The sequence below is a fragment of the Mesorhizobium shonense genome (assembly GCF_040545255.1).
In the GTDB taxonomy this organism is placed as follows: Bacteria; Pseudomonadota; Alphaproteobacteria; order Rhizobiales; family Rhizobiaceae; genus Mesorhizobium; species Mesorhizobium shonense.
In genome coordinates this window covers 239,297-263,706 of the sequence record NZ_JBEPLM010000010.1, presented here as the reverse complement: position 1 = coordinate 263,706, position 24,410 = coordinate 239,297, and the positions used below count along the sequence as shown (strand labels likewise).

The window sequence follows — 24,410 nt, the reverse complement described above, 5'->3', positions numbered from 1 at the left end:
TCTCACATCCGGATCGGATCCGGATGGAGATAAATCTTCTTCTTACGGTTTTTGATGCATGTCGTTGCCGCAAAACCGCGCGGCACTTTTGGGCGACATGCATAAGGCCCGCCAAACGGGATCCTGGGCCGCGCAAGCGGCCCTTTCATTTGGCGGTCTCTTGAATCCGGTAAGCGAAAGCTTACCTCTATGGTTGGCGCGGGGTGGAGCAGCCCGGTAGCTCGTCAGGCTCATAACCTGAAGGTCACAGGTTCAAATCCTGTCCCCGCAACCAAATACCAAAAACGGCCCGCCTCGCGCGGGCCGTTTTGGCATTCGGCTTGTGGTGGCCGGCTGATTTGAGCGCTCATCAGGGGCCCGCAAGAAGGCGAAGCCGACGCCGCGGGACAAAGAAGCCAAATCCTGTCCCCGAAACCAGATGCAAAAACGGCCCGCCTCGCGCGGGCCGTTTTTGTTTTTCGCCAACGTCTCTTTCCATCTCGACTTGGCGGGGCTTTGCAGCGATGGTCGCCCGACTCCGCGCTGCCGCAGGTCGGCCGCGAGGGCAAGGCATGAGGAGCGGAAGATGCGGCAGGCACTGATCGTATGGGGCGGTTGGGAAGGGCACGAACCCGAAGCAGGGGCGCGAGTCGTCAAGGCGATGCTCGAGGAGGAAGGCTTCGCCGTGCACGTGGAAAACACGACCGCGGCGCTCGCCGACCCGGCAATCGCCGAGCTCAGCCTGATCGTGCCGATCTACACCATGTCCAAGCTCGCCAAGGCCGAAGAGGCCAATCTGACGAAAGCGGTCGAGAGCGGCGTCGGCCTCGGCGGCTATCATGGCGGCATGGGGGACGCGTTCCGCGAATCGACGGACTACCAGTTCATGTGCGGCGGGCAGTGGGTCGCGCATCCCGGCAACATCATCGACTATCGGGTCAACATTGTGCGGCGCGACGATCCGGTCATGGAGGGCATCGACGATTTCGCCTACCGCTCCGAGCAGTATTACATGCATGTCGATCCCTCGAACGAAGTGCTGGCGACCACCACCTTCTCGGGCGACCATGCGCCATGGATCGACGGCGTCGTCATGCCGGTGGTCTGGAAGCGCCGGCATGGCAAGGGACGGGTGTTTTATTCGTCGCTCGGCCATGTGGCCAAGGAGTTCGAGGTGCCGCAGATGCGCACGATCCTGCGCCGCGGACTGGTGTGGGCGGCTCGCTGAACTCAGCGCCGCCGGCTGCTTTCGTCGGTTCGACTATCCGCCACGTAGCCCGGCAACTGGCGATATTCATCATATGAATATCCAATTTACATAAGACCTAACGTTTCATACAACAGACAGTAGCGTGCTTTCACCGGAGAGGATTGCGTGGAAACCATCGTTCCTTCGGATGCAATCGGCTGGATGCCTTCGGTTGACCGGGGTGGCGCAAGCGTGCACAACGCCGTCGTCAGCGTGCTGGGCAGCCGCATCCTGGGAGGGAACTATGCTCCCGGCGACGCCCTGCCGCGCGAGGACGAGCTCTGCGCCATGCTGGGTGTCAGCCGCACCTCGGTCCGGGAGGCTGTCAAGGTGCTGTCGGCAAAAGGCCTGGTCGAGGCCAGGCGGCGGGCGGGCGTCAGGGTGCTGCCACGCGACAACTGGCGGCTGCTCGACCCCGTTGTGCTCGGCTGGCACCCTGCGATCCAGGACGATCAGGAACTGGTTTCCGGCCTGCTGGAGGCGCGCCGCATCTTCGAGCCGGCGGCGGCCGAACTCGCGGCCAGGCGAGCCACTGCAGCCGACCTCGCCGAGATCGAGCGCGCGGTGGTCGGCATGCGCGACAACATTCCCAATGATCTCAACTCGGTCTGCCAGGCGGATCTTGCCTTCCACAAGGGCGTGATCGCGGCCAGCCACAATGTCGTGCTCAAGGGGCTTGTCGGCATGCTGGAAGCCGCGCTGCGCGCCACATTTCTGGTCACCAACCCCTTGATGGAAGCGCAGTCGCGCGCGCTTTCCGCCCATGTCGCGGTGCTGGAGGCGATCCGTATCCGCGATACCGCCGGCGCCCGCGCCGCCATGAACAGGCTGCTCGACATCGCCGCCGACGATCTCCACGCCAAGGACTGACGTTTCCGCCTTGACGCCATTTTAGATCGTATGATAATTCCTTTTCATATGATCTAAGTGTCGCCTGGGAGGAGTTGCGCTTGAGAATCGTGGCGATCACCACGCGCGTCGTGAACGCGGATATGCGCAACTGGGTGTTCGTGCGCATCGAAACCGACCAGCCGGGTCTCTACGGGTGGGGCGAGGCGACGCTGGAATGGAAAACCCAGGCCGTCGTCGGCGCCGTCAACGATCTGGCCCCGCTTCTGGTTGGCCGCGATCCTCGCGACATCGAGCAGGCGGTGCGCATCCTCAAGAAGCACTCGTTCTGGCGGCTGGGCGTCATCGGCATGTCGGCGGTCTCCGGCATCGAGCTGGCGCTCTGGGACATTTTCGGCAAATGGCTCGATCAGCCGGTCTGGCGGTTGCTCGGCGGCAAGGTGCGCGACCAGGTCAAGGTCTATACGCATCTCGGCCTCGGCGATATGCGCGCCGTCTATGAGACGCTCGACGCCGAGCCGCTGGTGCAGCGCGCCTCCGAGGTGGTGGCAAGGGGCTATCGTGCGCTGAAGGCCGTCTTCATCCCTTACAGCCACTATCACGCGCCGCTCGTCGAGGTCGACAAGGTCGGCCGGCTCATGGAGGCGCTGCGCAAGGCGGTCGGGCCGGAGGTCGAGATCATGGTCGACTTCCACGGGCGCCCCGCCTCGGCCGCAACCGCGCTCGCCTATATCGACGCGCTGGCGCCGCACCGGCCGATGTTCATCGAGGAGCCGCTGCCGCCCGGCGAGACCGGCGCGCTGGCGCAACTCGCCGCCAAGTCGCGCGTGCCGATCGCCACCGGCGAGCGGCTGGTCGATCGTCCCGAATTCGATGACCTTTTCCGGGCAAGGGCAGTCGACATCGTGCAGCCGGACATCTGCCATTGCGGCGGCCTGCTAGAGGCCAAGAAGATAGCGGCCATGGCCGAGGCTGTTTCGGTGGGCGTCGCGCCGCACAACCCGCTCGGTCCGATCGCCGGCGCTGCGGCGCTGCATTTCGCCGTCTCCACGCCCAACCACCTGATCCAGGAAGAAATGGTCGGCGCCGTGCCCTGGTATTTCGAGGTGGTGAAGGGGCCGATCCGCATGGTCGACGGCTGCTGGCAGGTGCCGGACGCGCCGGGACTTGGTGTCGAGGTCGACGAGGCGGTCGCCGACCGGCATCCCTACAGGCCGGAGGTCATGCACACCACCAACGCCGTGCTTGCCGACGGCACTGTCGTGGACTGGTGACGATGGCCGGGCGTCTCAAGGACAAGGTGGCGATCATCACTGGCGCCGGACGCGGCATCGGCGAGGCGACGGCGCGCGCCATGGCGGCGGAAGGCGCCGTGATCGTCGTGGCGGAAAAGGATGCGGCAAGCGGAACAAGCGTTGCCGCATCGCTGGTCGAAGGCGGGGCGCGGGCGCTGTTCGTGGAAACCGACGTCGCCGACAGCAGATCCTGCGAAGCGATGGCCGAACAGACGCTTGGCGCCTTCGGCCACATCGATGTGCTCGTCGCCAATGCCGGCATCAACGTGTTCCACGAGCCGCTGGAAACCACGGAAGAGGAATGGCGGCGCTGCTTTGCCGTCGATCTCGACGGCGTGTGGTACTCGGCGCGCGCGGTGCTGCCGGCGATGCGGGCTCAAAAGCAGGGCTCGGTCGTCGCCATCGCCTCCTGCCATTCCTTCGCGATCATCCCCTCGACCTTTCCCTATCCGGTCGCCAAGCACGGGCTGCTCGGCCTGGTGCGCTCGCTCGGCATCCAATACGCCGCCGAAGGTGTCCGCGTAAACGCGATCGCACCCGGCTACATCGAGACGCAGATCGCGGTCGACTACTGGAACACGTTTGCGGACCCTGAGGCCGAGCGCCAGCGCACCTACGACCTGCATCCGCCGCGCCGCATAGGCAAGCCGGAAGAGGTGGCGATGACCGCCGTCTTCCTCGGCTCCGACGAGGCGCCGTTCATCAACGCCGCCTGCATCGTCATCGATGGCGGGCGCTCGGTTCTCTACCACGAGTGAGGTTTCGCCCCGGCGGCCGGTCGCCGGAAACGTCTTCAAGCAGATCACGTCCCGCCGGCCGGGATCGACAGGGAGGAAAGCCAATGAAAAAGATGATCAACGCATGCCTTGTGGCAGCAGCCACAGCCGCCGTCGCGCTGACGGTCCACGGCGCCGGCGCGCAGGACAAGATGAAGTTCGGCTACATCAACAAAATGGGCGACCATCCCTGGTTCGTGCGCGAGGTGAAGGGCGCCAAGGACAAGGCCGCCGAGCTCGGCGTCGACCTGCTTGTCCAGGACGTGCAGTTCGACGCCAACCTCGCCGTCACCACCTTCGACACCTATGTCGGCGACGGCGTCAAGGGCATCGCCGTGGTGGTGCCGGATCGCTCGCTCGGCCCGGTCGTCGCCGACAAGGCGAAGGCGGCCAAGATCGGCCTGATCGCGGTCGACGACGACATCGCCTTCGCCGACGGCACGCCAGTCGCCTATGTCGGCATGAACGCGCTCAACATCGGCAAGCAGGTCGGCGGTGAAATCGCGCGCATCGTCAAGGCCGAGGGCTGGGACAAGGATCTTTCCAAGGTGCGCGTCGGTTCGATCGAGGACCAGAAGGCCGACACCTGCATGCGTCGCAACAAGGGTGCCGAGGAGGCGTTGGTCGAGGCGATCCCGGAGATCAAGTCGCGCATCGTCTCGATCCCCTACGACAACACCATGGTCAACTCGATCGACGTGGTGTCGACGACGCTGACGGCCAATCCGGACGCCGAGAAGTGGATATTCTACTCCTGCAACGATGACGGCGTGCTCGGTGGCGTGCGTGCCACCGAGAATGCCGGCATGAAGCCGGAGAACGTCATCGGCATCGGCATCGACGGCTCGCGCTCCTGCGAGGCCTTCGGCTCCGGCAAGCCCACGGGCTTCCGCGGGACGATGTGGCTGGACAGCGCCAAGCACGGCGCGGCCGCGATCCAGGCGCTCTACGACCAGGCCACCGGCAAGGAGATGCAGAAGGACTACTTCCAGGACGCCACGCTGATCAGCGGCGAGAACTTCGCCAAGTTCAAGGACACGCTCGGTTGCAAGTCCTAGGCTTTCCTTCAGCCGCATGGCTGGCGGCTTCACAGCGGGCGGCTTCATGCGGAGCCGCCCGCCGATGACCGTGCCCGTCGTTTCCGTCGAGAACGTCAGCAAGCGCTTCGGCGCCGTGCAGGCGCTGCGAGATGTGTCGGTCGCCTTCAATGCCGGCGAGATCACCGCGCTGATCGGCGAGAACGGCGCCGGCAAGTCGACGCTGATGCGCGTGCTGGAGGGCGAGCACCGCCCCGATAGCGGCCGGGTGCTGGTCGACGGCCAGCCGGTGCAGCTCAGCTCGCCGCGCGCAGCGCATGGTTCGGGCATCCGGGTCATCCATCAGGAGCCGGAGATCATCCCGGAACTGACGGTGGCGGAAAACATCTTCATCGGCGACATCAAGGCGCGGGGCGGGCTGTTCATCGACCGCGCCGACCTCGAGCGGCGCAGCCTCGAACTGCTCGGCACCTTCGGCGTGGCCGATGTGCTTTCGCCCGGGCAGCGCTGCCATGGCCTGAGCCCGGCGCTCAGGCAGTTGATCGAGATCATGCGCGCGCTGAGGCCGGGCGCGCGGCTGCTCGCCTTCGACGAGCCGACCTCGTCCTTGACCGAAGACGAGGCGCAGCGGCTGTTCCGCGTCATCCGACGCTTGAAGGCCGACGGCGTCGCGGTGATCTACATCTCGCACCGGTTGCGCGAGATCATCGAGCTTGCCGACCGCTGCGTGGTGATGCGCGACGGCAGCCGCGTCGCCGACGAGCCGATCGCGGCGCTCGACGAGCAGCGTATGGTGCGGCTGATGGTCGGCAGGCCGGTGAGCGACCTGTTCAACCGAAAGGAGCGCACGCTGGGACCGGTCCGGCTGGCGCTGGAGAATGTCACCACACGCCGCCTCAAGAAGATCAGCTTCGAGGTGAGGGCCGGCGAGATCGTCGGGCTCGGCGGCCTGGTCGGCGCGGGACGGACGGAAGTCGCGCGCGCCATCGTCGGCCTCGATCCGCTGCTGGCCGGGCGGATGAGCGTCGGCGGCCAGTCTTACAGACCGCGCGAGCCGGCAGACGCTGTGGCAGCCGGAATCGGGCTGGTGCCGGAGGACCGCAAGCAGGAAGCGCTGCTTTTGATGCAGGCGGTGCGCGACAATGTCAGCTTGGTGGTGCCCGACAAGGTGTCGCGCTATGGCTTCTTCAGCCGCAGGCGCGAGCGCGCGCTGGTCGCCCGCCACGTCGCCGAGCTCAGGGTGAAGACGCCGTCCATAGAACAGGCCGTCGGAAAACTGTCCGGCGGCAACCAGCAGAAGGTGGTGTTCGCGCGCTGGCAGGCGCGCGGGCCGGCGGTGCTGATCCTCGACGAGCCGACGCGCGGCATCGATGTCGGCGCCAAGGCCGAGATCTACAGGCTGATCGAAAGCCTGGCCGACCAGGGTCTCGCCATCCTCCTCATCTCCTCGGAGATGCCGGAACTGCTCGGTCTCGCCGATCGCGTGCTGGTCATGCAGAGCGGCCGCATCAGCGGCGAGCTTCCGTGGCGCGAGGCTAGCGAAGAGGCCGTGCTGGCGCTGGCCATGCGCTCGGGGAAAGAGACGATCGAAAGGAAAGTGTCGTGACCGATACCGTAACGGCCACCCGCGAACGCGCGCCGGCAAGCCTGTTTGGCCGCATCGGTGCGCAGAATATCAGCCTGCTCATCGCGCTTGTCGTGCTGCTGGCGATCTTCGGCGCGCTGCGGCCAGACGTCTTCTTCACGCCGCGCAACCTCATCAATATCGGGTTGGCGGTCACCATCCTCGGCATCCTGGCCATGGCGCAGACCGTCGTCATCGTGTCGGGCGGGCTCGACATCTCGGTCGGATCGATCGTCGGCCTGAGCACCATGGTGCTGGCCGTCGCAGCCCAGGAAACCGGCTCGATACCGCTCGGCATCCTTGCCGGGCTTCTTGCCGGGCTGGTGGCGGGCGCCGTCAACGGGCTGATCATCGTCTACGGCCCGGTCAACGCGGTGATCGCGACGCTTGGAACCATGTCCGCCTTCCGCGGTCTCGCCTATCTGATGAACAACGGCAACTCGATCCCGATCACCGGCGACAGCCTGCGCGCGCTCGGCATCGGCACGCTGTTCGGCCTGCCTTTCGCCATCTGGCTGCTGATCGCCGCGATGGCCGCTTTCATCGTCTTTACCCGCGAGACGGTCGTCGGGCGCAACATCTATGCGCTCGGCGGCAACCCGACGGTGGCGCGGCTCGCCGGCATCCCGATCCGCCGCTACCAGATCTCGATCTACGCGATGAGCGGCTTCGCCGCGGCGGTGGCTGGCCTGGTGCTCGCCAGCCGCACCATGTCCGGACAGCCGGCCTCGGGCAGCCAGGGGCTGGAGCTGGAAGCGATCACCGCTGCGATCCTCGGCGGCTGCGCGCTGCAGGGCGGCAAGGGCACGATCGTCGGCGCCATGCTGGGGGTGCTTATCATCGGCGTGCTCAATAACGGCATGATCCTGACCAGCGTGCCGACCTTCTACCAGCTGCTCGCCAAGGGAGCGCTGCTGATCCTCGCGGTCATCGTGCAGGAGCGCCAGCGGGCGCGGTCGGGAGAGTAGCCCGTGTCGGGCTAGACACTTTCGAGATAAGTCTCGATCTCGAAGTCGCTGACGTTGAGCGCGAAGGTGTTCAATTCCTGGCGCTTGCAGGCGATGAAGCCGTCGCGCAGCACGGCCGGGAAGATTTCGGCGACACGCGGCCCGGTCTCGAAGGCGGCGATCGCCGAGGCCCAATCCGGCGGCAGCTTGGCGAGTGTCAGCCCTTGCCCCTCGCCGCCGGTCGGCTCGCCGGGCGACAATTCTTTTTCGATGCCCATCAGCGCGGCGCCCAGGATCGCCGCCAGCACCAGATAGGGGTTGGCATCGGCGCCCGAGACACGATGCTCGATGCGGCGCGCGGCGGAAGGGCCGCCGGGAATGCGGATCGCCACCATGCGGTTCTCGTAACCCCAGGCGACGGCCGTCGGCGCATAGGATCTCGGCCGAAGCCGGCGATAAGAATTGAAATGCGGCGCGAACACCAGCGTGCTTTCGGCCATCGCGGCGAGCAGACCGCCGACCGCGTGGCGCATCGTGTCCGAGCCCTGGTCGCTGCCATCGTCGAAGATGTTGCGGCCTTCCTTATCGACAACGCTGAAGTGGACGTGAAAACCGTTGCCGGCGCGCTCGCCATAGGGCTTGGCCATGAAGCAGGCGGCAAAACCGTGCTTGCGGGCGATGCCCTTGACGGTGCGCTTGAAGAGCACGGCGTCGTCCGCGGCGCGCAAGGCGTCGGGAACGTGATTGAGGTTGATCTCGAACTGGCCGACGCCATTCTCGGCGATCGCGGTGTCGACCGGAATGCCCTGCATGCGGCAGGCTTCGTAGATGTCGTGGATGAAGGCCTCGAAATCGTCGATCTCGTCGATCGAGAGCGCTGCGTCGGAATCGAGGCGCCGGCCGGTGACGGGCGAGACGGGGCCGACGGGCCGCTGGGACGTCGGGTCGACGAGATAGAATTCGAGCTCGGTGGCGGTGACAGGTGTCAGGCCGAGCGCTGCGTAGCGGTCGAGGATGCGGGCGAGCGCGCGGCGCGGGTCGCCAAGATAGGGCGCGCCGGCTTCATCGGCGAGCCAGAGCGGCAGAAGCGCTGTCGGATGCGCCGTCCAGTTGACCGGGAGGATGCCGCGTCCCGTCCAATAGCAAAGCCCGTCGGCGTCGCCGGTCGAGAAGACCTGCGCGTTGCCTTCGATATCCTCGCCCCAGATGTCGAGCCCGATCAGCGAATAGGGCATGCGCAGCTTGCCTTCGAGCGCCTTGCGCGCCTGCTCGACCGGAATGCGTTTGCCGCGCATGATGCCGTTCAGGTCGCACACCGCGGCCCTCAGGCTCTGGATGTCGTTCCTGCTTTCAAGCCAGTTCAAAACGTCCGCGATTGCATCGCCCAATTTCCAGCCCCTATTTTGAGTCGCTGTAGCCCTTTCGGCTACGATATCCATTTTTCAACTTGTGAGTTCGTGAAGGCCGCCCTGGAGGTGTCCGGGCGTGTTTCCTTCATTTTTTCAATTCACTAGTCGGGATATCGGGCGGCATTTCGGGTCCATATTGTGCGATCTGCGATCGCAACATAGCGGCATGCAAAGAGAAAGCCAAGCCGGGAGTTGGGAATTGGCGGCAACGCCCCATCCCGTCGTCATCCTATGCGGAGCAAGGAGCGAAGCGACGCGGCGCAGACCATAGGATCCATTCCGTTACATATGAGCGGTGCAGCGGTGCAGAATTCTGCTCCGCCGCATTCTACGCCCGAGGTCACGGAATGGATCCCAGGGTCTCTGCAACGGAGCTTCGCTCCTGCTTCGCCCTGGGATGACGAAGTTGGGACGCTTTCGGCCAATCTCGAAGGCTTTCCTACTGCCGCAATTCAGGGAACTTAATCTGCTTGAGGATGTGCGCGGCGCCCTCTTCGATGTCGCGCACGATGGCCGCGCGGGCCCGTTCGCCGTCCTGGGCCTCGATCGCCGCCACGGCCTCCTCGTGATAGTCGATGCCGAGGATGCCGGCGAGGTCGTCCTCGAAGCCGATGCGCAGGTTGCGGAGGAAAGGCCCCACCTGCATCCACACCGTCTCGATCAGGAAGATCATCTGCTCGTTGCCGCAGTGGCGGTAGATCGAGAATTTGAAGTCGTGGTTCTTGCGCAGATAGTCGTCGATGTCGCCGCTGCGGGCGGCCTGGGTGAGCTCGGTGCAGTGGCGGCGAATGGCGCGCAGATTGTTGCCGTTGATGAGCTTTGTCGCGAGTTCGGTGGCCGTGCCTTCCAGGATGGTGCGCACGTCGGTCAGCTGCTGGAAGCGATCGGCCGAGATCATCGGCACCTCGACGCTGCCGTTCGGCATCGGGCTCAGCGCCCTGAGCGCCTGCAGCCGCATGAAGGCGCTGCGCACTGGCATGTCGCTGGTGCCGAGCTCCTTGGCGAGCTTGCGCGAGGTCAGCTTCTGGCCGGGTTGGAGCTGACCCGACATCAGCGCCCGCACCAGTTCCAGATAGACTTTCTCATGCAGGGGTACCGTGTCGAGGGCAGTCAGTCCGAATTGTGTTTTGTCGGCCATTGGCTATGCGCTGCTTCGTCCGTCCTGAAACCCGTTTCGTCACGCAATCTGCCGCCGCAATACTTGGCCGGCGGCTTCGAGCGCACGATAGACGGTTAACGCGCGGCGCCGCAAGGGAGGCCAGGGCGCTATCCCGGCTGACCCAACCGCGCCATGGCCGGTGCCGGGGCCCTGCCGCAATCCTCCGTTTGACGGATGTCGTCGTCCGACAATATGGTCGATCGCAATCATGGAAAGAGGCAGCAATGGAACAATGCTGGCGTTGGTACGGCCCGAACGATCCGGTCACGCTCGACAATATCAAGCAGGCGGGTGCTGCGGGCATCGTGACGGCGCTGCACAACATCTATGACGGCAGCGCCTGGCCGCTCGAGGCCATTCTCGAGCGCAAGCGCATCGTCGAGGCGACCGGCCTCACCTGGTCGGTGGTGGAGAGCATTCCCGTCCACAACTCGATCAAGATCGGCTCGCCCGAGCGGGAGCGCTACGTCGGCTGGTACAAGGACACGATCCGGGCGCTGGCCAAGGCCGGCATCTCCACCATCTGCTACAATTTCATGCCGGTCGTCGACTGGACCCGCACCGACCTCATGTACCGGCTGCCCACCACCGGTTACGAGCTGCGCTTCGATGCGATCGATTTCGCCGCCTATGACGTCTTCGTGCTGAAGCGGCCGAACGCCGAGGCGAGCTACAGCCCGGCGCGCCTCGAGGAGGCGGAAGCGCGGCTCAAGACTTTGAGCACGAAGACATCGAGAAAATAGAGCGCAACCTGATCGCCGGCCTGCCGGCAACCGAGCGCACCTACAATCGCGACACAATGCGCGGGGCGCTCGCGGATTACGCAGCTGCGCGCCAATCTCGCCTGGTTCCTGAAGGAGATCATCCCGGCCGCCGAGGAAGTCGGCGCGCGCATGTGCATCCATCCGGACGATCCGCTGTTCTCGCTCTACGGCCTGCCGCGCGTCGTCTCCACCGCCGATGACGCGCGCTTCATCCTGGGAGTGGTCGACAGCCCGGCGAACGGGCTGACCTTCTGCACCGGCTCCTACGGCGTGCGCGCCGACAACGATCTGGTCGCGATGATCGAGGAGTTCGCGCCGAGGATCCATTTCGCGCATCTGCGCAATGTGACGCGCGAAAAGGACGGCTCCTTCTACGAAGCGGAGCATCTGGAAGGCTCGACCGACATGGCCGAAGTGATCCTGGCGCTGATGAAGGAGGAAGCGCGGCGGCGGAGAGAAGGCCGGTCCGACTGGCGCATCCCGATGCGCCCCGACCATGGCCATTTGCTTGCCGACGACATCGGCAAGACGAATATCAATCCCGGCTATTCGCTGATCGGCCGGCTGAAAGGTCTTGCGGAGCTGCGCGGCATCATGCGGGCGGTGGAGCGGTTCGAACTGGCCTGAGGTCGGGCCGGCGAGCCTTCCGTCGGGGTGCGCTTCAAGGCGCTCGGCGATCCGACGAACTCCGTCGGTCAATTGGAGGGAGCGCGCTCCAGTTGTCGTTGCGCCCCGTTCGACCTTGCGACATAGCTGCGCCAGCCGCCATAGGCGGAGATATCTGTCGCCGCCGACAGGCTAGCGGTCTCTGCCAGAAAACCCTTTGCCGACGTGCCGTCGCCGAGATCGATGGTGCCGATGCCGAGCGGTGGCGGAATGGCGGCGACGAAACGGCCAAAGGCGTCGGGGCAGAGTCGCCAGACTTCGACCTCGATGGCCGCGCCCCCGCTGCCGACCCGGACCAGCCCGGGCTTGGGTGGGATTTGGCCAGCAAGCTCATAGAGCCTGTAAGAGGGCGCCGTCCTTGCTGCCCTGCAGAATCGCGCGCCAACGTTCTTCAGTTGGCCATTCAGCGGCATTCCCGATAGATGCGCGCCGACCACCACCAGTTCGATCATCTCGTCCTCGGCCAACGCGGCAACGGGCTGCGCGCTTGGCTGCGGCCATCCGGTCGCGCCGAGAGCGAGACCGCTCGCGGCATGGAGATCGCGCGCGACTGACGCCACGAGACCGTCCCGCCCGGCGGCCGCAAGCAGGGTAACGCTCATCGGCAAGCCATCATCGCGCGTGCCGGTCGGCACGGCGATGCCGCACATGTTGAGCAGGTTGACGAAATTGGTGTAGGTGCCCAGCCGGCTGTTGGTGGCGATCGGATCGGCAAGCACGGCATCGACGGTGTAGTGGGTCGGCGCCGTCGGCACGCAGAAGAGATCGACGGAGGCGATGACCGGGGCGAGCCGCGCCTTGCAGGCCTGCAAGGCATAGAGCCCGCGGAAGGCGTCGGCTGCCGACAGGTTTCTCGCGCCGCCGATGATCTTGCGCGTGACCGGATGGAGCGCGGCCTCGTTGGCCTCGAAGAAATCGCGGATCGCCGCGTAGCGCTCTGCAACCCAGGCGCCTTCGTAGAGAAGATCGGCGGTGGCGTAGAAGTCGCCGAACGGGATCTCGACAAGCCTGGCGCCGAGCGCCTCCAGGGCGGCGAGAGCGGCCTCGAAGCCGGCCTGCATCGATGCGTCGCCGAAGAACTTCAGGTCGGCCCTTGCCGGGATGCCGACGTTCAGCACCGGCGGTCGCACGGCGAGTGGCTCGACGGCGATGCCGCGCGAATAAGGATCGGCGGCATCGTGCGCGGTGGCAACCGAGAACACCGCATAGGCGTCGTCGACTGTCAGCGCGAAGACCGAGACGCAGTCGAGCGTCCGGCAGGCCGGCACCACGCCCGTCGTCGAAAGCGCGCCGACCGTCGGCTTCAGCCCGACGATGCTGTTGAGGCCGGCCGGGATGCGCCCCGAGCCGGCGGTATCGGTGCCGAGCGCGAAGGAGACGATGCCGCGCGCCGTCGCCACCGCGGAGCCGGAGGAGGAGCCGCCGGGTACCAGTTCCGGATCGATCGCATTCCTTGGGATCGGCCAGGGTGTGCGAACGCCGACGAGGCCCGTGGCGAACTGGTCGAGATTGGTCTTGCCGACGACGAGGGCGCCGGCGGCCTTGAGCTTCGCCACCACTGTGGCGTCCGTGGAGGGCGTGTAGGCAAACTCGGCGCAGGCGGCCGTGGTCGGCATGCCGGCGACGTCGATGTTGTCCTTGACGGCGAAGGGGATGCCCCAGAGCGGCCTGGCCACCGGATCGAAACGGCCTAACGCTTCGGCCTCGGCCAGCATCGCGGCTTTCGTCGCAAGGTGGATGAATATGCCGGGGTCGCCCGCCGCCTCGATGCGGGCAAGGACCGTATCGATCACCTCGGCGACGCTGATTCCGCTCTCGTAAGCGGCATGCAGGCTGCCGATGTCGAAGTGAATGTCGCTCATTTCGTCTCCCCCAGAAAGATCACCGGCAGGTCCCATTGGATCAGCACGACGCAGCCGTCCTTCGTCCACACCGAATGTTCGGAACCGACCGGATTGAGAATCACGCTGCCCGCAGGATAGTTCCCATTCTCGTCGCTCTGGATGCCTTCCAGCACGACGATGGTTTCCAGCCCGGCATGGCGATGGCGCGGCACGCCGGCACCCGGCTGGTATCCAAGGACCGCTACGGACGGTTCGACCGGCCCGCCTTTGAGCAGCCAATGCGCCGCGACACCGTCGCGGAAAGGCTCGAACGCCAGATCGCGCCAGCCACCGTCGACGAGGCCAGCAAAGGCAAGATTAGGCATTCGCAATTCCCTCGAGCACCTGATCCGCCGTCGCCGTCCAGCCGACGATCGCGCCCTGTGCCCTGATCATGGCGAGCGCGGCTGCCTTGAATTCGGGAAAGTAGCTTTCCGTCGCATCCTCGGCGACCAGGCATTCGTAGCCACGGTCGTTGGCCTCGCGCATCGTCGTCTGCACACAGACTTCGGTCGTCACGCCGGCAAAGACCAGCTGCCGGGCGCCGAGCCGTTTCAGGTCCTCGCCGAGTCCGGTCGCGTAGAAGGCGCCCTTGCCCGGCTTCTCGATGACGATCTCGCCGGGCAAGGGCGCGAGCTCCTCGAGGATCGCCGTGCCGGGCTCGCCCGCGATCAGCACGCGGCCCATCGGACCAACATCGCCGATGCGGATCGACGGGTTGCCACGGTCTCGCTTGGCGGGTGGCAGGTCCGAAAGGTCGGGCCTGTGGCACTCCATTGTGTGGATCACCGGCAGGCCGGCGGCGCGAAAGCCTTCGATCAGCCGCTTTACCGTCGGCACGATCGCCACGACCCGGCCGACATCGTTGCCGAGGCTGGCGCCGAAGCCGCCCGGCTCGGCGAAGTCGCGCTGCATGTCGATGACGATCAGCGCCGTCGTCTCCGGCTCGAAGGCGAAGGCGAAGGGCTGCGCTTCGATTTTCGCCATCAGTGATGCCCCGCCATGTATTCGCCGATCGTGTGCACGCTCGCCTGCGCGATCGAAGTCTCGTAGACCAGCGCGCCGTCGGACATGACGAGGATGCGGTCGGAGAGTGCCAGGAGCTCGTCGAGGTCTTCCGACATCAGCAGCACCGCGGCGCCGGCATTGCGCGCCCTCATGATGCGGGCGCGGATTTCGGCGACGGCGGAGAAATCGAGGCCGAAGCAAGGATTGGAGACGATCAACAGGTCGACCTCGCCGGTGAGCTCGCGGGCCAGCACGGCGCGCTGCACATTGCCGCCCGACAGCGAGGCGATCGGCGAGGAGAGCGATGCCGTCTTGACCTTGAACTGCTCGACCAGGCGGGCGCTGAAGGATTTGATGGCGCCGGCGCTGATCCAGCTCACCGGCTTGCCGTTGCCGTCGACGTCGAAGGTGCGGAAGGCGATGTTCTCGGCGACCGTCATCCTTGGCGCGCAGGCATTCTTCAGCGGCTCCTCCGGGATCAGCCGCACGTTGAGCGCGCGCGCCTCGGCGCGCGTCGCCGCATAGGCGGCGCCGCGAACCATGACCTCGCCACCATTGCGCGGGCGCTGCCCGGCCAGCACTTCCAGGAACTCCTTCTGGCCGTTGCCTGAGATGCCCGCGATGCCGACGATCTCGCCCGAACGCACCCCAAGATCCGCGATGTCGATCGATTTGAGGCCCGTGCGATCGGGCGCCTTCAGCGCCTTCACCTTGAGCACGATCTCGGCGTCCGGCCTCGGCTCGGCGCGGCTGTCGAGCGCGGCGATCGGCTGGTCGCCGATCATCATCGCCGCCATCTCCCTGTGGGAGAGATCGGAGACCTTCCCGGTTCCGGTGAGCCTGCCCTTGCGCAGCACCGTGATGTCGTCGGCGAATGCCGTAACCTCGTGGAACTTGTGCGAGATCATCAGCACGGTGAGGTCGCCGGCCTTCGTCATACCGCGCACCAGGCCGAGCACTTCCTGCGCCTCGCCCGGGGTAAGCACGGAAGTCGGCTCGTCCAGCACCAGGAAATTGCGGCCGAGATAAAGCTGCTTGATGATCTCGAGCTTCTGCTTCACTCCAGCGGCGAGTTCGGCCACCTTGACGTCGAGCGGCACCTTGAACGGCATGCCGCTCATGAAGGCGGCAAGCGCTGTGCGCTCCTTGCGCCAGTCGATGACGCCGGGCACCTTCTCACGCGAGATGACCAGGTTCTCGGCGCCCGTCAGCGAAGGCACGAGCGTGAAATGCTGATAGACCATGCCGAGGCCGAGCGCCGAGGCATCCCTGGGGCTGGCGATCGTCACTTCGCGTCCGTCGACCAGCATGTCGCCCGACGTCGGGTGGTAGAAACCCATGATGCATTTGACCAGCGTCGACTTGCCGGCGCCGTTCTCACCGAGCAAGGCATGGAAGGAGCCTGCCGGCACCTTGATGGAGACATCGTCCAGCGCGGTGAATGCGCCGAAACGCATGGTCATGCCGATGGTCTCAACGCCGATCGCCTTTCCGTGGAAGCTGCTGCTCATCGCCGGTTCCTCACGGCAGTTGAGCGACGAGCGCGGCGGAGTGCGAGACCGCGCCGAACACGCCGCCCTGCATCTTGATCATCTTGATCGCCGCCAGGTGATTGCCGTAGTCGGTAGCCCCGCAGCAATCCTCCAGCATCACGCATTCGAAGCCGCGATCGTTGGCCTCGCGCATGGTGGTGTGCACGCAGACATCGGTGGTGATGCCGGTGAGCACGATGTTTTCGATGCCGCGCTGGTTGAGGATCAGCTCGAGGTCCGTGGCGCAGAACGAGCCCTTGCCGGGCTTGTCGATGATCGGTTCGCCCTCGGCCGGATAGAGGTCGGGGATGATGTCCCAGCCCGGCTCGCCGCGCACCAGGATACGCCCGCATGGACCGGGGTCGCCGATGCCGGCATTGATGCGGCGCGAGCGCCAGCCCTTGTTGGCGGGCAGGTCGGCGAGGTCTGGGCGATGGCCCTCGCGGGTGTGGATGATGGTGTAGCCCTTGTCGCGCATGGCCGAAAGCACCGCCTTGATCGGCTCGATCGGCGCCCTGACCAGCGAGAGGTCATAGCCCATGTGGTCGACATAGCCGCCCGGCCCGCAGAAATCGGTCTGCATGTCGATGATAATCAGCGCGGTGTTGTCCGGCCGCAGATCGCCGTTGTAGGGCCAGGGATAAGGATCGGCGTCGATGTAGCGCTGGGTGATCTCGGGTCTGGCGTTCATGGCAAAAACTCCGGTCTCGCGAGCGGTTCGTGATGCGCAGTTATTTGGTGATCGACAGTTCGCCGGGCGCGCCGGCGAGCGTGCGGCTCGGCGAAGAGGTGGCGATCATGATGATGAGGGTGAGGATGTAGGGCGCGGCGTAGAAGAGGTAGTAGCCTTGCGTGACGCCCACCGACTGCAGCGCCGGACCGAGGGCGCCGGCGCCACCGAACAGAAGCGCGGCGGCAAAGCAGCCGAGCGGGTTCCAGCGCGCGAAGATGACCAGCGCCACCGCCATCAGCCCCTGGCCCGACGAGATGCGTTCGGTCCAGCTGCCCGGATAGTAGAGCGACAGATAGGCACCGCCGATACCGGCGAGCGCGCCGCCGACGCCGGTGGCGAGAAGGCGCACCGTGTTCGGGTTGAGGCCCATGGCGCGCGCGGCATCGGCGCTGTCGCCGACCACACGCACGATCAGGCCGATGCGCGTGTTGCGAACCGCCCACCAGAGGAAGACGGCGAGGGCAGCACCGATCAGGAACAGCACGTTGACGTTGAGCGCCGCCTGCACCTGCGGGATATCGGACCAAGCGCCGAAGGGAATTGCCGGCAGGTCCGGCGCCGAAGGCTGGATGAAGGGCTTGCCGAAGAAGAAGGCGAGGCCGGTGCCGAACAGCATCAGGGCGATGCCGATGGCGATATCGTTGACCTTCGGGAATTTGCAGATCCAGCCGTGGAAGAGGCCGAAGCAGAGGCCGGCGACCATCGCGGCCAAAAGGCCGAGCCACGGCGAGCCGGTCATCACCGCCACCGCATAGGCGCTCATGGCGCCGAACACCAGCGTGCCTTCGAGGCCGAGATTGATGCGGCCCGAGCGTTCGGTGATGGCTTCGCCGATCGAGACGAAGATGAACGGGGTGGAGACGCGGATGGCGCCGCCCAACATGGCGAGCGGCACCCCCCACAGCCCGATATCGGTGGCTTCCATCAGACAGTCCCCTTCAAGAAACCGGGCCCCTGCCAGAGGTCGGGATTGAAGAGCTTGAAGCGGCCGTAGAAGGTCTCGCTGAACAGGATGACGACGAAGAGCATGCCCTGCAACACTAGGACGGTCGCGTCCGGCAGGTCCATGCGGCGCTGGATCAGGCCGCCCGACGCGTCGATGCCGCCAAGCAGGATGGCGACGGGGATGATGGCGAGCGGATTGTGGCGGGCAAGGAAGGCGACGAGGATGCCGGTATAGCCGTAGCCGGCGGCAAGCGAGCCGTTGGCGCCGCCTTGCACGGCCGCGACCTCCAGCATGCCGGCAAGACCGGCGAAACCGCCGGCGAGCGCAGTGAAGCCGACGATCAGCGGACCGACGGCCAACCCCTGCACCTGCGCCGCCCTGACATTGCCGCCGGCGATGCGGGCGGCGAAGCCCCAGCGGGTTTTTTCGATCAGCAGCCAGGAGAGCACGCAGGCAAGGATGCCGACGACGAGCCCCCAATGCACTTCCATGCCCGGGATGTTGCCGACGCGGTAGATGTCGGCCAGCGGCTGGGTCGAGGGTTTGTTCAGCGAGGCCGGGTCGCGCAACGGCCCTTCCACCAGATGGTTCATCAGGGCGATGGCGATGTAGGCCATCAGCAGGCTGGAGATGGTTTCGTTGACGGCCCGGTAATGGCGCAGCGCGCCGACGGCACCGATCCAGATGCCGCCGGCGGCCAGACCCCCCACGCCCATGAGAAGTATGACGAGAAAAGACGGCGCGCCGTTCAGCGCAGCGCCGATGGCGGCCGCGGCGACGCCGCCGAGCACGATCGCGCCCTCGCCGCCGATGACGACCAGGCCGAGGCGCGCGGGCAGCGCCACGCAGAGCGCAGCAAGCAAGAGCGGCGCGCCGCGCGACAGCGAGTTCTGGATCGAGAACCAGGAGCCGAAGCCGCCCCGCCACATCGTCTGGTAGAGCTGGACCGGCGACTTGCCGACAGCCAAGATGAACAGGCTGAACAGCACCATGCCGACGACCAGCGCCGCAAGCGGAATGACGAAGGCCTCCGCCCGCCTGGCGGTCCATTCGAGCGCCGCCCGGTATCCCCCGGCGTCGAGGACGGTCCGCACATCCGGGCTGCTCACCGTGTCCGCCATGTTCCGTCTCCCTCGGCTCGCCTGAAGCACGTGCTTCAAGCTCTTGTTCGGATGCGTGTCGTCATCCCCAAACCGCTGCGCACTTTTGGGCGACACGCAATGCCTCAGGCCGTCGAGCCGACGACGCCTTCGACGAGATAGTCCATGCTTTCGAGTTCGATGGCGGTTTCGACGAAGGCCTGGCCTTCGGTCGCGACGACGGCGCCCTTGTTGCTCTTCAACGGGCCCTTGATGACGGAGAAGCCGCCCTTCATCATTTCGGCCAGCGTGCCGTCGAACTGCTTGCGGGCGGCTTCGCCGACGGCAGGACCGAGCGGGCTCATCTTGACGAAGCCGTCAGCCAGTCCGCCGCGCGTGAAATTAGGCAGCGGCTTGCCGGCGACGAGGTCGTCGACGAACATCTTGTAGACCTTGGCCCAGTTCCACTCTGCGCCCGTGAGATATTTTTCGGGTGCCAGCGGACTCTGGTTGGCGTGATAGCCGCAGATGAAGGCGCCGCGTCCGGCCGCCGTCTCGACCACCACTTTCGGACTGTCGACATGGCAGGTGATCACATCGGCGCCCTGGTCGACCAGCGCGTTGGTGGCCTCGGCCTCCTTGACCGCCAGCGACCATTCGCCGGTGAAGATCACCTGGCAGGTGATCGCCGGATCGACCGAGCGCGCGCCCAGCAGGAAGGAATTGATGTTGAGCAGAACCTGCGGGATCGGCTTGGCGGCGACGAAACCGAGCTTCTTCGACTTGGTGGTGTGACCGGCGACGACGCCGTTGAGGTACTGGCCCATGCCGATATAGCCGAAATAGGACCCGGCGTTCATCGGGTGCTTGTCCTTGTTCCACATGCCGCCGCAATGGCGGAACTGCACGTCGGGGAACTTGGCGCACATGGCCAGCATATGCGGATCGAAATAGCCGAACGAGGTCGGGAAGATCAGCGAGGCGCCGTCGAGATTGATCATCGATTCCATCGTCTTCTGGACGTCGACCGTTTCGGGAACGTTTTCTTCCTCGACGATGGAAATGCCTTCGATGCCCTTCAGCGACGCAGCCCCTTCGGCATGCGCCTGGTTGTAGCCATAGTCGTCCTTCGGGCCGACATAGATGAAGCCGACGGTAGCGGCGGCGGCGCGCGCCGCGCGGATCGGAAAGGCTGCCGAGGCAAGGCCCAGCGCCGCTCCGGCGGCGGAGGTCTTGAGCAGATCGCGGCGGCTAAGCATGAATCTCTCGGTCATATCGAATGCTCCCCTTTCTTGGACCCGGCACGGGTCGGTTGATCTCCTGTCAAGAAAGTGCATGCAATCGCTATGCCAGTTCCCAGACGAGGTTTTCCGTAATAAAATCAATAGATAACTTTAGAAGGCCTGCATAAAGGCAAGGCAAGTGCATGCACTTTATGCCTGAAAAATGATCAATTTGACATAAGGGTCAAAATCTAGGCATACAGAGGTGCAGCCTGAGTCGAAATCAACCCGCGAGCCGTCCACGTCGCGGGTCCGGATACAAGAAACTGGACGGAGGAGACGTGTCGGGAAGGCGCTTGGTCAGGTCGGGCACGACCGTGGATCAGATGGTGAGGACGATCGCGGATCGCATCGTCACCGGCTATCTGCGCCCCGGCGAAAGGCTCGACGAGGGCTCGCTCGCCGCCCGCTTCGACGTCTCGCGCACGCCCGTCCGGGAGGCGCTCGGCCATTTGAGCGCCATGGGGCTGGTCGAAAGACGGCCCAATAGGGGCGCCATCGTCGCCGTGGTCACGCAGGAACACCTCGCCTCGATGTTCGAGAGCATGGCCGAGCTGGAGGCAATCTGCGCGCGCTTCTCGGCCGAGCGCATGACCGGTGCCGAGCGGCGCTCACTGGAGATGGAGCATCAGGCCTCGGCGCGCCTGGTGCAGCTCGGCGCCGAGGAGGACTACGAGTATTTCAACACAGAATTCCACAGCCGGCTTTATCGCGGCGCCCACAACACGCATATCCACGATCTGACCGTGACGACGCGCAGCCGGCTGGCGCCGTTCCGGCGCGCGCAGTTCATGCTGCCGGGCCGGCTGGCCAAGTCCTGGCAGGAGCATGATGTGATCGTCACCGCGATCATGCGCGGTGACGCGGCGGCTGCGGGCAAGGCTGCCAGGGATCATGTCTCGATCGTCAGCGAGGCCAGCGCCGTGTTCGCGGCCGTCGATCCGATGCCCCCCGTGCTCAGCCGATCCGCGCGTCGATGATCTCGACGAAGCGCGCGAACAGGCCGGCCTGCGACTTGATCTTGAGCTTGCGATAGATGTTGCGGCGATGGACCTTGACGGTGCCGGGCACGATCCTGAGCGCCCTGGCGATCGATTCCGTGGAGTGACCCTGAAGCACCAGGTCGACGACCTGTTTTTCGCGCGACGTCAGCGACAGGCTTTTCCAGATATGGGCGCGATCCAATTCGTTGGCCGTCGCGACGGTTTCGCCCGGCGGCGGGACCGCAACCTCGTCGGCAGGCAGGGCCGGCCAGCGCAGCTTGCAGAAGCCGACCACCGCCGGCGCCATGTCGCGCAGCAGCCTGGCATCGGCAGTCCCGAACGGTCCCGAGGCGCGCAGCCGCATCAGCGACAGCACCAGCGCGTCCTTGCCGGCCAGCGGAACGAAGAAGCCGACCTCCTCGGCGAGCCGGGTCTGGCTGTAGTAGGAGCGGTAGTACTCGCTGGCATAGAAGCGGTCCGGTGCCAACTCGCGCATGCGCCAGAACCCTTCCTTGCGCTTGACCGCGGCGTGATGGAACGGGTCGAGCAGGTAGGGTCCCTCCTGATAGAGGGCGACGAAGATGTGGCTCTCCGCCGGGGAGAAAGTCTCGAACAAGAGTGGCGGCCGCGCAGCACCGCGATAACCGAAGATCACGCAGTGGTCGAAGCGGACGTGTCCGCGCAGCCAGCCGGCGATCGCCTTGCCGAAATGATCGCCGCCAGTCTCGCGCGTCGCGGCGATGACGGCGGCTAAAGCGTTGTAGTCGTCACTGCGGGAGGCGGCCAATCCATACCCCTCTGAACGATAAAATCCGCTAAATATACCACCCGCGAGGTATATACTAGCCGGCATTGGCTCTGCTAGCGTCAGGAAATTGCCTCACGCTGTCGCTGGAGCCCGTGGCTTGACTGCAGTGCCCGATATCGAGTTTCGCGCGGTCACCAAGCGCTATGGCGCCGTCACCGCGGTCAGCGGCATCGACCTCGCCATCCCGCCTTCGGCTTTCGTCGCGCTGCTCGGCCCTTCGGGCTGCGGCAAGACGACTTGCCTGCGCATGATCGGCGGCTTCGAGCAGCCGAGCGAGGGCCAGGTGCTGATCCGCGGCCGCGACATGGCCGGCACGCCGCCCTACCGGCGCCCGGTCAACATGGTGTTCCAGCAATATGCGCTGTTTCCGCATCTCGATGTCGAGGAGAACATTTCCTACGGCCTGCGCCAGGCACGACCGCGCCTGTCGTCGCGCGAGATCAGCCTGAAGTCGGGCGAGGCGCTGGCCATGGTGCAGCTCGCCGGCTACGGACGCCGCAAGATCCACGAGCTGTCCGGCGGCCAGCAGCAGCGCGTCGCGCTGGCCCGGGCGCTGGTCAACAAGCCGGCGGTGCTGCTTCTCGACGAGCCGCTGGCGGCGCTCGACAAGAAGCTGCGCACCGACATGCAGATCGAGCTGCAGAACCTGCAGCGCGAGATCGGCATCACCTTCGTGCTGGTTACCCACGACCAGGAGGAAGCGCTGTCGATGAGCGACTTCGTCTGTGTCATGAATGGCGGCCGTGTCGTCCAACTGGGACAGCCGAGCGAGATCTATGACGAGCCGGCTGATCTCTTCGTCGCCGACTTCGTCGGCAAGACCAATCTGCTCAGCGGCAAGGTGGCTGGCTTGTCGGGCGAGCTCGTCGACGTGGCGCTCGCCGACGGTACGGTCATCGCCGCCCGCAAGCGGGTGCCGCTCAGCCGGGGCGAAGCCGTATCGGTGAGCCTGCGGCCGGAATCGCTCAACCTCTCCGCGCCCGGAAGCGGCAGCCTGCAAGGCATCGTCCGCAACCGGATTTTCCTGGGCTCGACTGCGGAATACGCGATCGAGGTCCAGGGCATCGGATCGCTGCTCGCCAAGGCCGACCACGTGATCGGCCAGGGCAAATTTTTCAAGCCGGGCGAACCCGTCGCCATCGGCTTTGCCGCCGGAGCGCCGCTGGCATTTCCGGGAGCCAAGAACAACGGGACCAACCAGAGGGAAGACCAACATGTCGAAATCCTATCGTGACGGACTGCCGATAAGCCCCGAAAAATTCGTCGACCAATTGATGCGTCTGAAGCGCGGCTCGATCAGCCGGCGCGACTTCCTCGGCCTCACCGGCCTCGGCGTCGCGACCGCGGTGATGGCGCGCGAGCTCGGCATCATGCCGACGCCGGCCTTTGCCGCAGAAAACCTCGGCGACCGCATGTCGATCGCCACCTGGCCGAACTACCACGATCCGGCAACCTTCGAGAACTTCAAGGCCGAGACCGGCGTCGCCGTCGAGGTCAACGTGTTCGGCTCGAACGAGGAGATGCTGGCCAAGCTGCAGGCCGGCGGCTCGGGCTGGAGCCTGTTCGTGCCGACCAACTACACCATCTCGACCTACAAGAAGCTCGGCATCATCGAACCGCTGGACATGGCCAAGCTCGGCAATTTCGACGGCTCGCAGGAGGATGCGCGGTTCACGGCGGAAGGCACGGTCGACGGGACGATCTATGCCGTGCCGAAGAACTGGGGCACGACCGGCTTCGCCGTCAACACCAAGAAGCTCGCCAAGCCGATGTCGAGCTGGAAGGAGTTCTGGGACACGGCAATGGCGGAAGGCGACGGCCGCACCATGGTGCACGACTACCAGCTCACCACGATCGGCAACGCGCTGAAATATTACGGCTACTCCTTCAACTCGTTGAAGCAGGACGAGCTCGCCAAGGCCGAGGAGCTGCTGCTCAAGGTTAAGCCGCATCTGTTCGCGGTGTCGAGCGACTATCAGCCGGGAATGCGGGCCGGCGATGCCTGGATGACGATGTGCTGGACCAATGACGGGGCGCAGCTCCATCGCGACATCCCGGAGATCGCCTATGTGCTCAGCAAGGAAGGCGGCGAGATCTGGACCGATTTCTACGCCATCCCGAAGGATGCGCCGAACAAGCCTGCCGGCTATGCGCTGCTCAACTACCTCATGAACCCGAAGGTGGCGGTGAAGGAGCACCTGGCCAACGGAGCGCCCTCGACCGATGCGCGGGTCAACGCGCTGCTGCCTAAGGAGGTGCTCGACAATCCGATCCTCTATCCGGCCGCCGATCTTCTGAAGCCGCTCGAATTCGGCGCCGCCGCGACCCTCACCGATCCGGGCCGCGCCGAGCTGATGGCGCGCTTCAAGTCGGCTTGACCGGCGCCAGCCTCAAACCCGAT

21 protein-coding genes, 1 tRNA gene and 1 pseudogene are annotated in these 24,410 nt (G+C 65.4%); 12 read left to right on the top strand and 11 right to left on the bottom strand.

Annotated features, from left to right (window positions below):
• Positions 1–197: 197 nt before the first annotated feature.
• The 8 genes from ABID26_RS24735 (at position 198) to ABID26_RS24700 (ending at position 7,777) form a co-directional block, all read left to right on the top strand.
• A tRNA-Met gene (locus ABID26_RS24735) sits at positions 198–274 on the top strand.
• Between the two features lie 291 nt (positions 275–565).
• The gene (locus ABID26_RS24730; protein WP_292304851.1) at positions 566–1,207 is read left to right on the top strand and encodes a ThuA domain-containing protein; all 642 of its coding nucleotides are present in this window, start codon (positions 566–568) and stop codon (positions 1,205–1,207) included.
• A 147-nt stretch (positions 1,208–1,354) separates the two neighbouring features.
• Positions 1,355–2,098, top strand: a complete 744-nt coding sequence (locus ABID26_RS24725) for a FadR/GntR family transcriptional regulator (protein WP_292304852.1) — start codon at positions 1,355–1,357, stop codon at positions 2,096–2,098.
• Between the two features lie 89 nt (positions 2,099–2,187).
• The gene (gene dgoD / locus ABID26_RS24720; protein ID WP_292304856.1) at positions 2,188–3,351 is read left to right on the top strand and encodes a galactonate dehydratase; all 1,164 of its coding nucleotides are present in this window, start codon (positions 2,188–2,190) and stop codon (positions 3,349–3,351) included.
• Between the two features lie 2 nt (positions 3,352–3,353).
• On the top strand, positions 3,354–4,130 hold the full coding sequence (locus tag ABID26_RS24715) for an SDR family oxidoreductase (RefSeq protein ID WP_292345267.1): 777 nt from the start codon (positions 3,354–3,356) through the stop codon (positions 4,128–4,130).
• A gap of 83 nt (positions 4,131–4,213) precedes the next feature.
• Positions 4,214–5,206, top strand: a complete 993-nt coding sequence (locus ABID26_RS24710) for a substrate-binding domain-containing protein (protein WP_292304854.1) — start codon at positions 4,214–4,216, stop codon at positions 5,204–5,206.
• Between the two features lie 64 nt (positions 5,207–5,270).
• On the top strand, positions 5,271–6,791 hold the full coding sequence (locus ABID26_RS24705; protein WP_292345269.1) for a sugar ABC transporter ATP-binding protein: 1,521 nt from the start codon (positions 5,271–5,273) through the stop codon (positions 6,789–6,791).
• Entirely contained in the window at positions 6,788–7,777 is a 990-nt protein-coding gene (locus ABID26_RS24700; RefSeq protein ID WP_292302629.1) for an ABC transporter permease, read from the top strand. The genes ABID26_RS24705 and ABID26_RS24700 overlap by 4 nt, the downstream gene beginning before the upstream one ends.
• Positions 7,778–7,788: 11 nt before the next feature.
• On the opposite strand, the gene ABID26_RS24695 is transcribed toward ABID26_RS24700, so the two are convergent.
• Positions 7,789–9,144, bottom strand: coding sequence for a glutamine synthetase family protein (locus ABID26_RS24695; protein ID WP_292302628.1), 1,356 nt, complete (start codon positions 9,142–9,144; stop codon positions 7,789–7,791).
• A gap of 460 nt (positions 9,145–9,604) precedes the next feature.
• The gene (locus ABID26_RS24690) at positions 9,605–10,303 is read right to left on the bottom strand and encodes a GntR family transcriptional regulator (RefSeq protein ID WP_292302627.1); all 699 of its coding nucleotides are present in this window, start codon (positions 10,301–10,303) and stop codon (positions 9,605–9,607) included.
• Positions 10,304–10,308: 5 nt separating this feature from the next.
• Here ABID26_RS24690 and uxuA point away from each other — a divergent pair.
• Positions 10,309–11,715: pseudogene (uxuA, locus tag ABID26_RS24685) on the top strand (mannonate dehydratase).
• Positions 11,716–11,783: 68 nt separating this feature from the next.
• Here uxuA and atzF read toward each other — a convergent pair.
• The 8 genes from atzF to ABID26_RS24645 all read right to left on the bottom strand — a co-directional run bounded on the left by atzF (position 11,784) and on the right by ABID26_RS24645 (position 20,209).
• On the bottom strand, positions 11,784–13,616 hold the full coding sequence (gene atzF, locus ABID26_RS24680) for an allophanate hydrolase (protein WP_292345271.1): 1,833 nt from the start codon (positions 13,614–13,616) through the stop codon (positions 11,784–11,786).
• Positions 13,613–13,963 (bottom strand): cupin domain-containing protein, encoded by a 351-nt coding sequence (locus ABID26_RS24675; protein ID WP_292302625.1) that lies wholly within the window; start codon positions 13,961–13,963, stop codon positions 13,613–13,615. The genes atzF and ABID26_RS24675 overlap by 4 nt, the downstream gene beginning before the upstream one ends.
• Entirely contained in the window at positions 13,956–14,624 is a 669-nt protein-coding gene (locus tag ABID26_RS24670) for a cysteine hydrolase family protein (protein ID WP_126097754.1), read from the bottom strand. Before ABID26_RS24670 ends, ABID26_RS24675 begins: the two co-directional genes overlap by 8 nt.
• Entirely contained in the window at positions 14,624–16,156 is a 1,533-nt protein-coding gene (locus ABID26_RS24665) for an ABC transporter ATP-binding protein (protein ID WP_354416882.1), read from the bottom strand. Before ABID26_RS24665 ends, ABID26_RS24670 begins: the two co-directional genes overlap by 1 nt.
• 10 nt (positions 16,157–16,166) lie before the next feature.
• The gene (gene biuH, locus ABID26_RS24660) at positions 16,167–16,868 is read right to left on the bottom strand and encodes a biuret amidohydrolase (RefSeq protein WP_126097756.1); all 702 of its coding nucleotides are present in this window, start codon (positions 16,866–16,868) and stop codon (positions 16,167–16,169) included.
• 40 nt (positions 16,869–16,908) lie between these two features.
• Complete coding sequence (locus ABID26_RS24655; protein ID WP_292302623.1) at positions 16,909–17,835, bottom strand: ABC transporter permease; 927 nt, start codon at positions 17,833–17,835, stop codon at positions 16,909–16,911.
• A complete protein-coding gene (locus ABID26_RS24650) occupies positions 17,835–18,977 on the bottom strand; it encodes an ABC transporter permease (RefSeq protein WP_126097758.1) in 1,143 nt (380 codons plus the stop codon). The genes ABID26_RS24655 and ABID26_RS24650 overlap by 1 nt, the downstream gene beginning before the upstream one ends.
• 104 nt (positions 18,978–19,081) lie before the next feature.
• Positions 19,082–20,209: a BMP family ABC transporter substrate-binding protein gene (locus ABID26_RS24645; RefSeq protein ID WP_126097759.1), complete on the bottom strand. Its 1,128-nt coding sequence runs from the start codon at positions 20,207–20,209 to the stop codon at positions 19,082–19,084.
• A 335-nt stretch (positions 20,210–20,544) separates the two neighbouring features.
• Here ABID26_RS24645 and ABID26_RS24640 point away from each other — a divergent pair, with 335 nt between their 5' ends.
• Complete coding sequence (locus ABID26_RS24640; RefSeq protein WP_189521534.1) at positions 20,545–21,198, top strand: GntR family transcriptional regulator; 654 nt, start codon at positions 20,545–20,547, stop codon at positions 21,196–21,198.
• Here the strand turns inward: ABID26_RS24640 and ABID26_RS24635 are convergent.
• On the bottom strand, positions 21,176–21,988 hold the full coding sequence (locus tag ABID26_RS24635; protein ID WP_292345275.1) for a LuxR C-terminal-related transcriptional regulator: 813 nt from the start codon (positions 21,986–21,988) through the stop codon (positions 21,176–21,178). The two genes, ABID26_RS24640 and ABID26_RS24635, sit on opposite strands and share 23 nt — an antisense overlap.
• Positions 21,989–22,106: 118 nt before the next feature.
• On the opposite strand from ABID26_RS24635, the gene ABID26_RS24630 reads away from it, so the two are divergent.
• Together ABID26_RS24630 and ABID26_RS24625 are read left to right on the top strand one after the other, a co-directional pair.
• The gene (locus ABID26_RS24630; RefSeq protein WP_292302621.1) at positions 22,107–23,243 is read left to right on the top strand and encodes an ABC transporter ATP-binding protein; all 1,137 of its coding nucleotides are present in this window, start codon (positions 22,107–22,109) and stop codon (positions 23,241–23,243) included.
• On the top strand, positions 23,224–24,387 hold the full coding sequence (locus ABID26_RS24625; RefSeq protein ID WP_292302620.1) for an ABC transporter substrate-binding protein: 1,164 nt from the start codon (positions 23,224–23,226) through the stop codon (positions 24,385–24,387). The genes ABID26_RS24630 and ABID26_RS24625 overlap by 20 nt, the downstream gene beginning before the upstream one ends.
• Positions 24,388–24,410 lie beyond the last annotated feature (23 nt).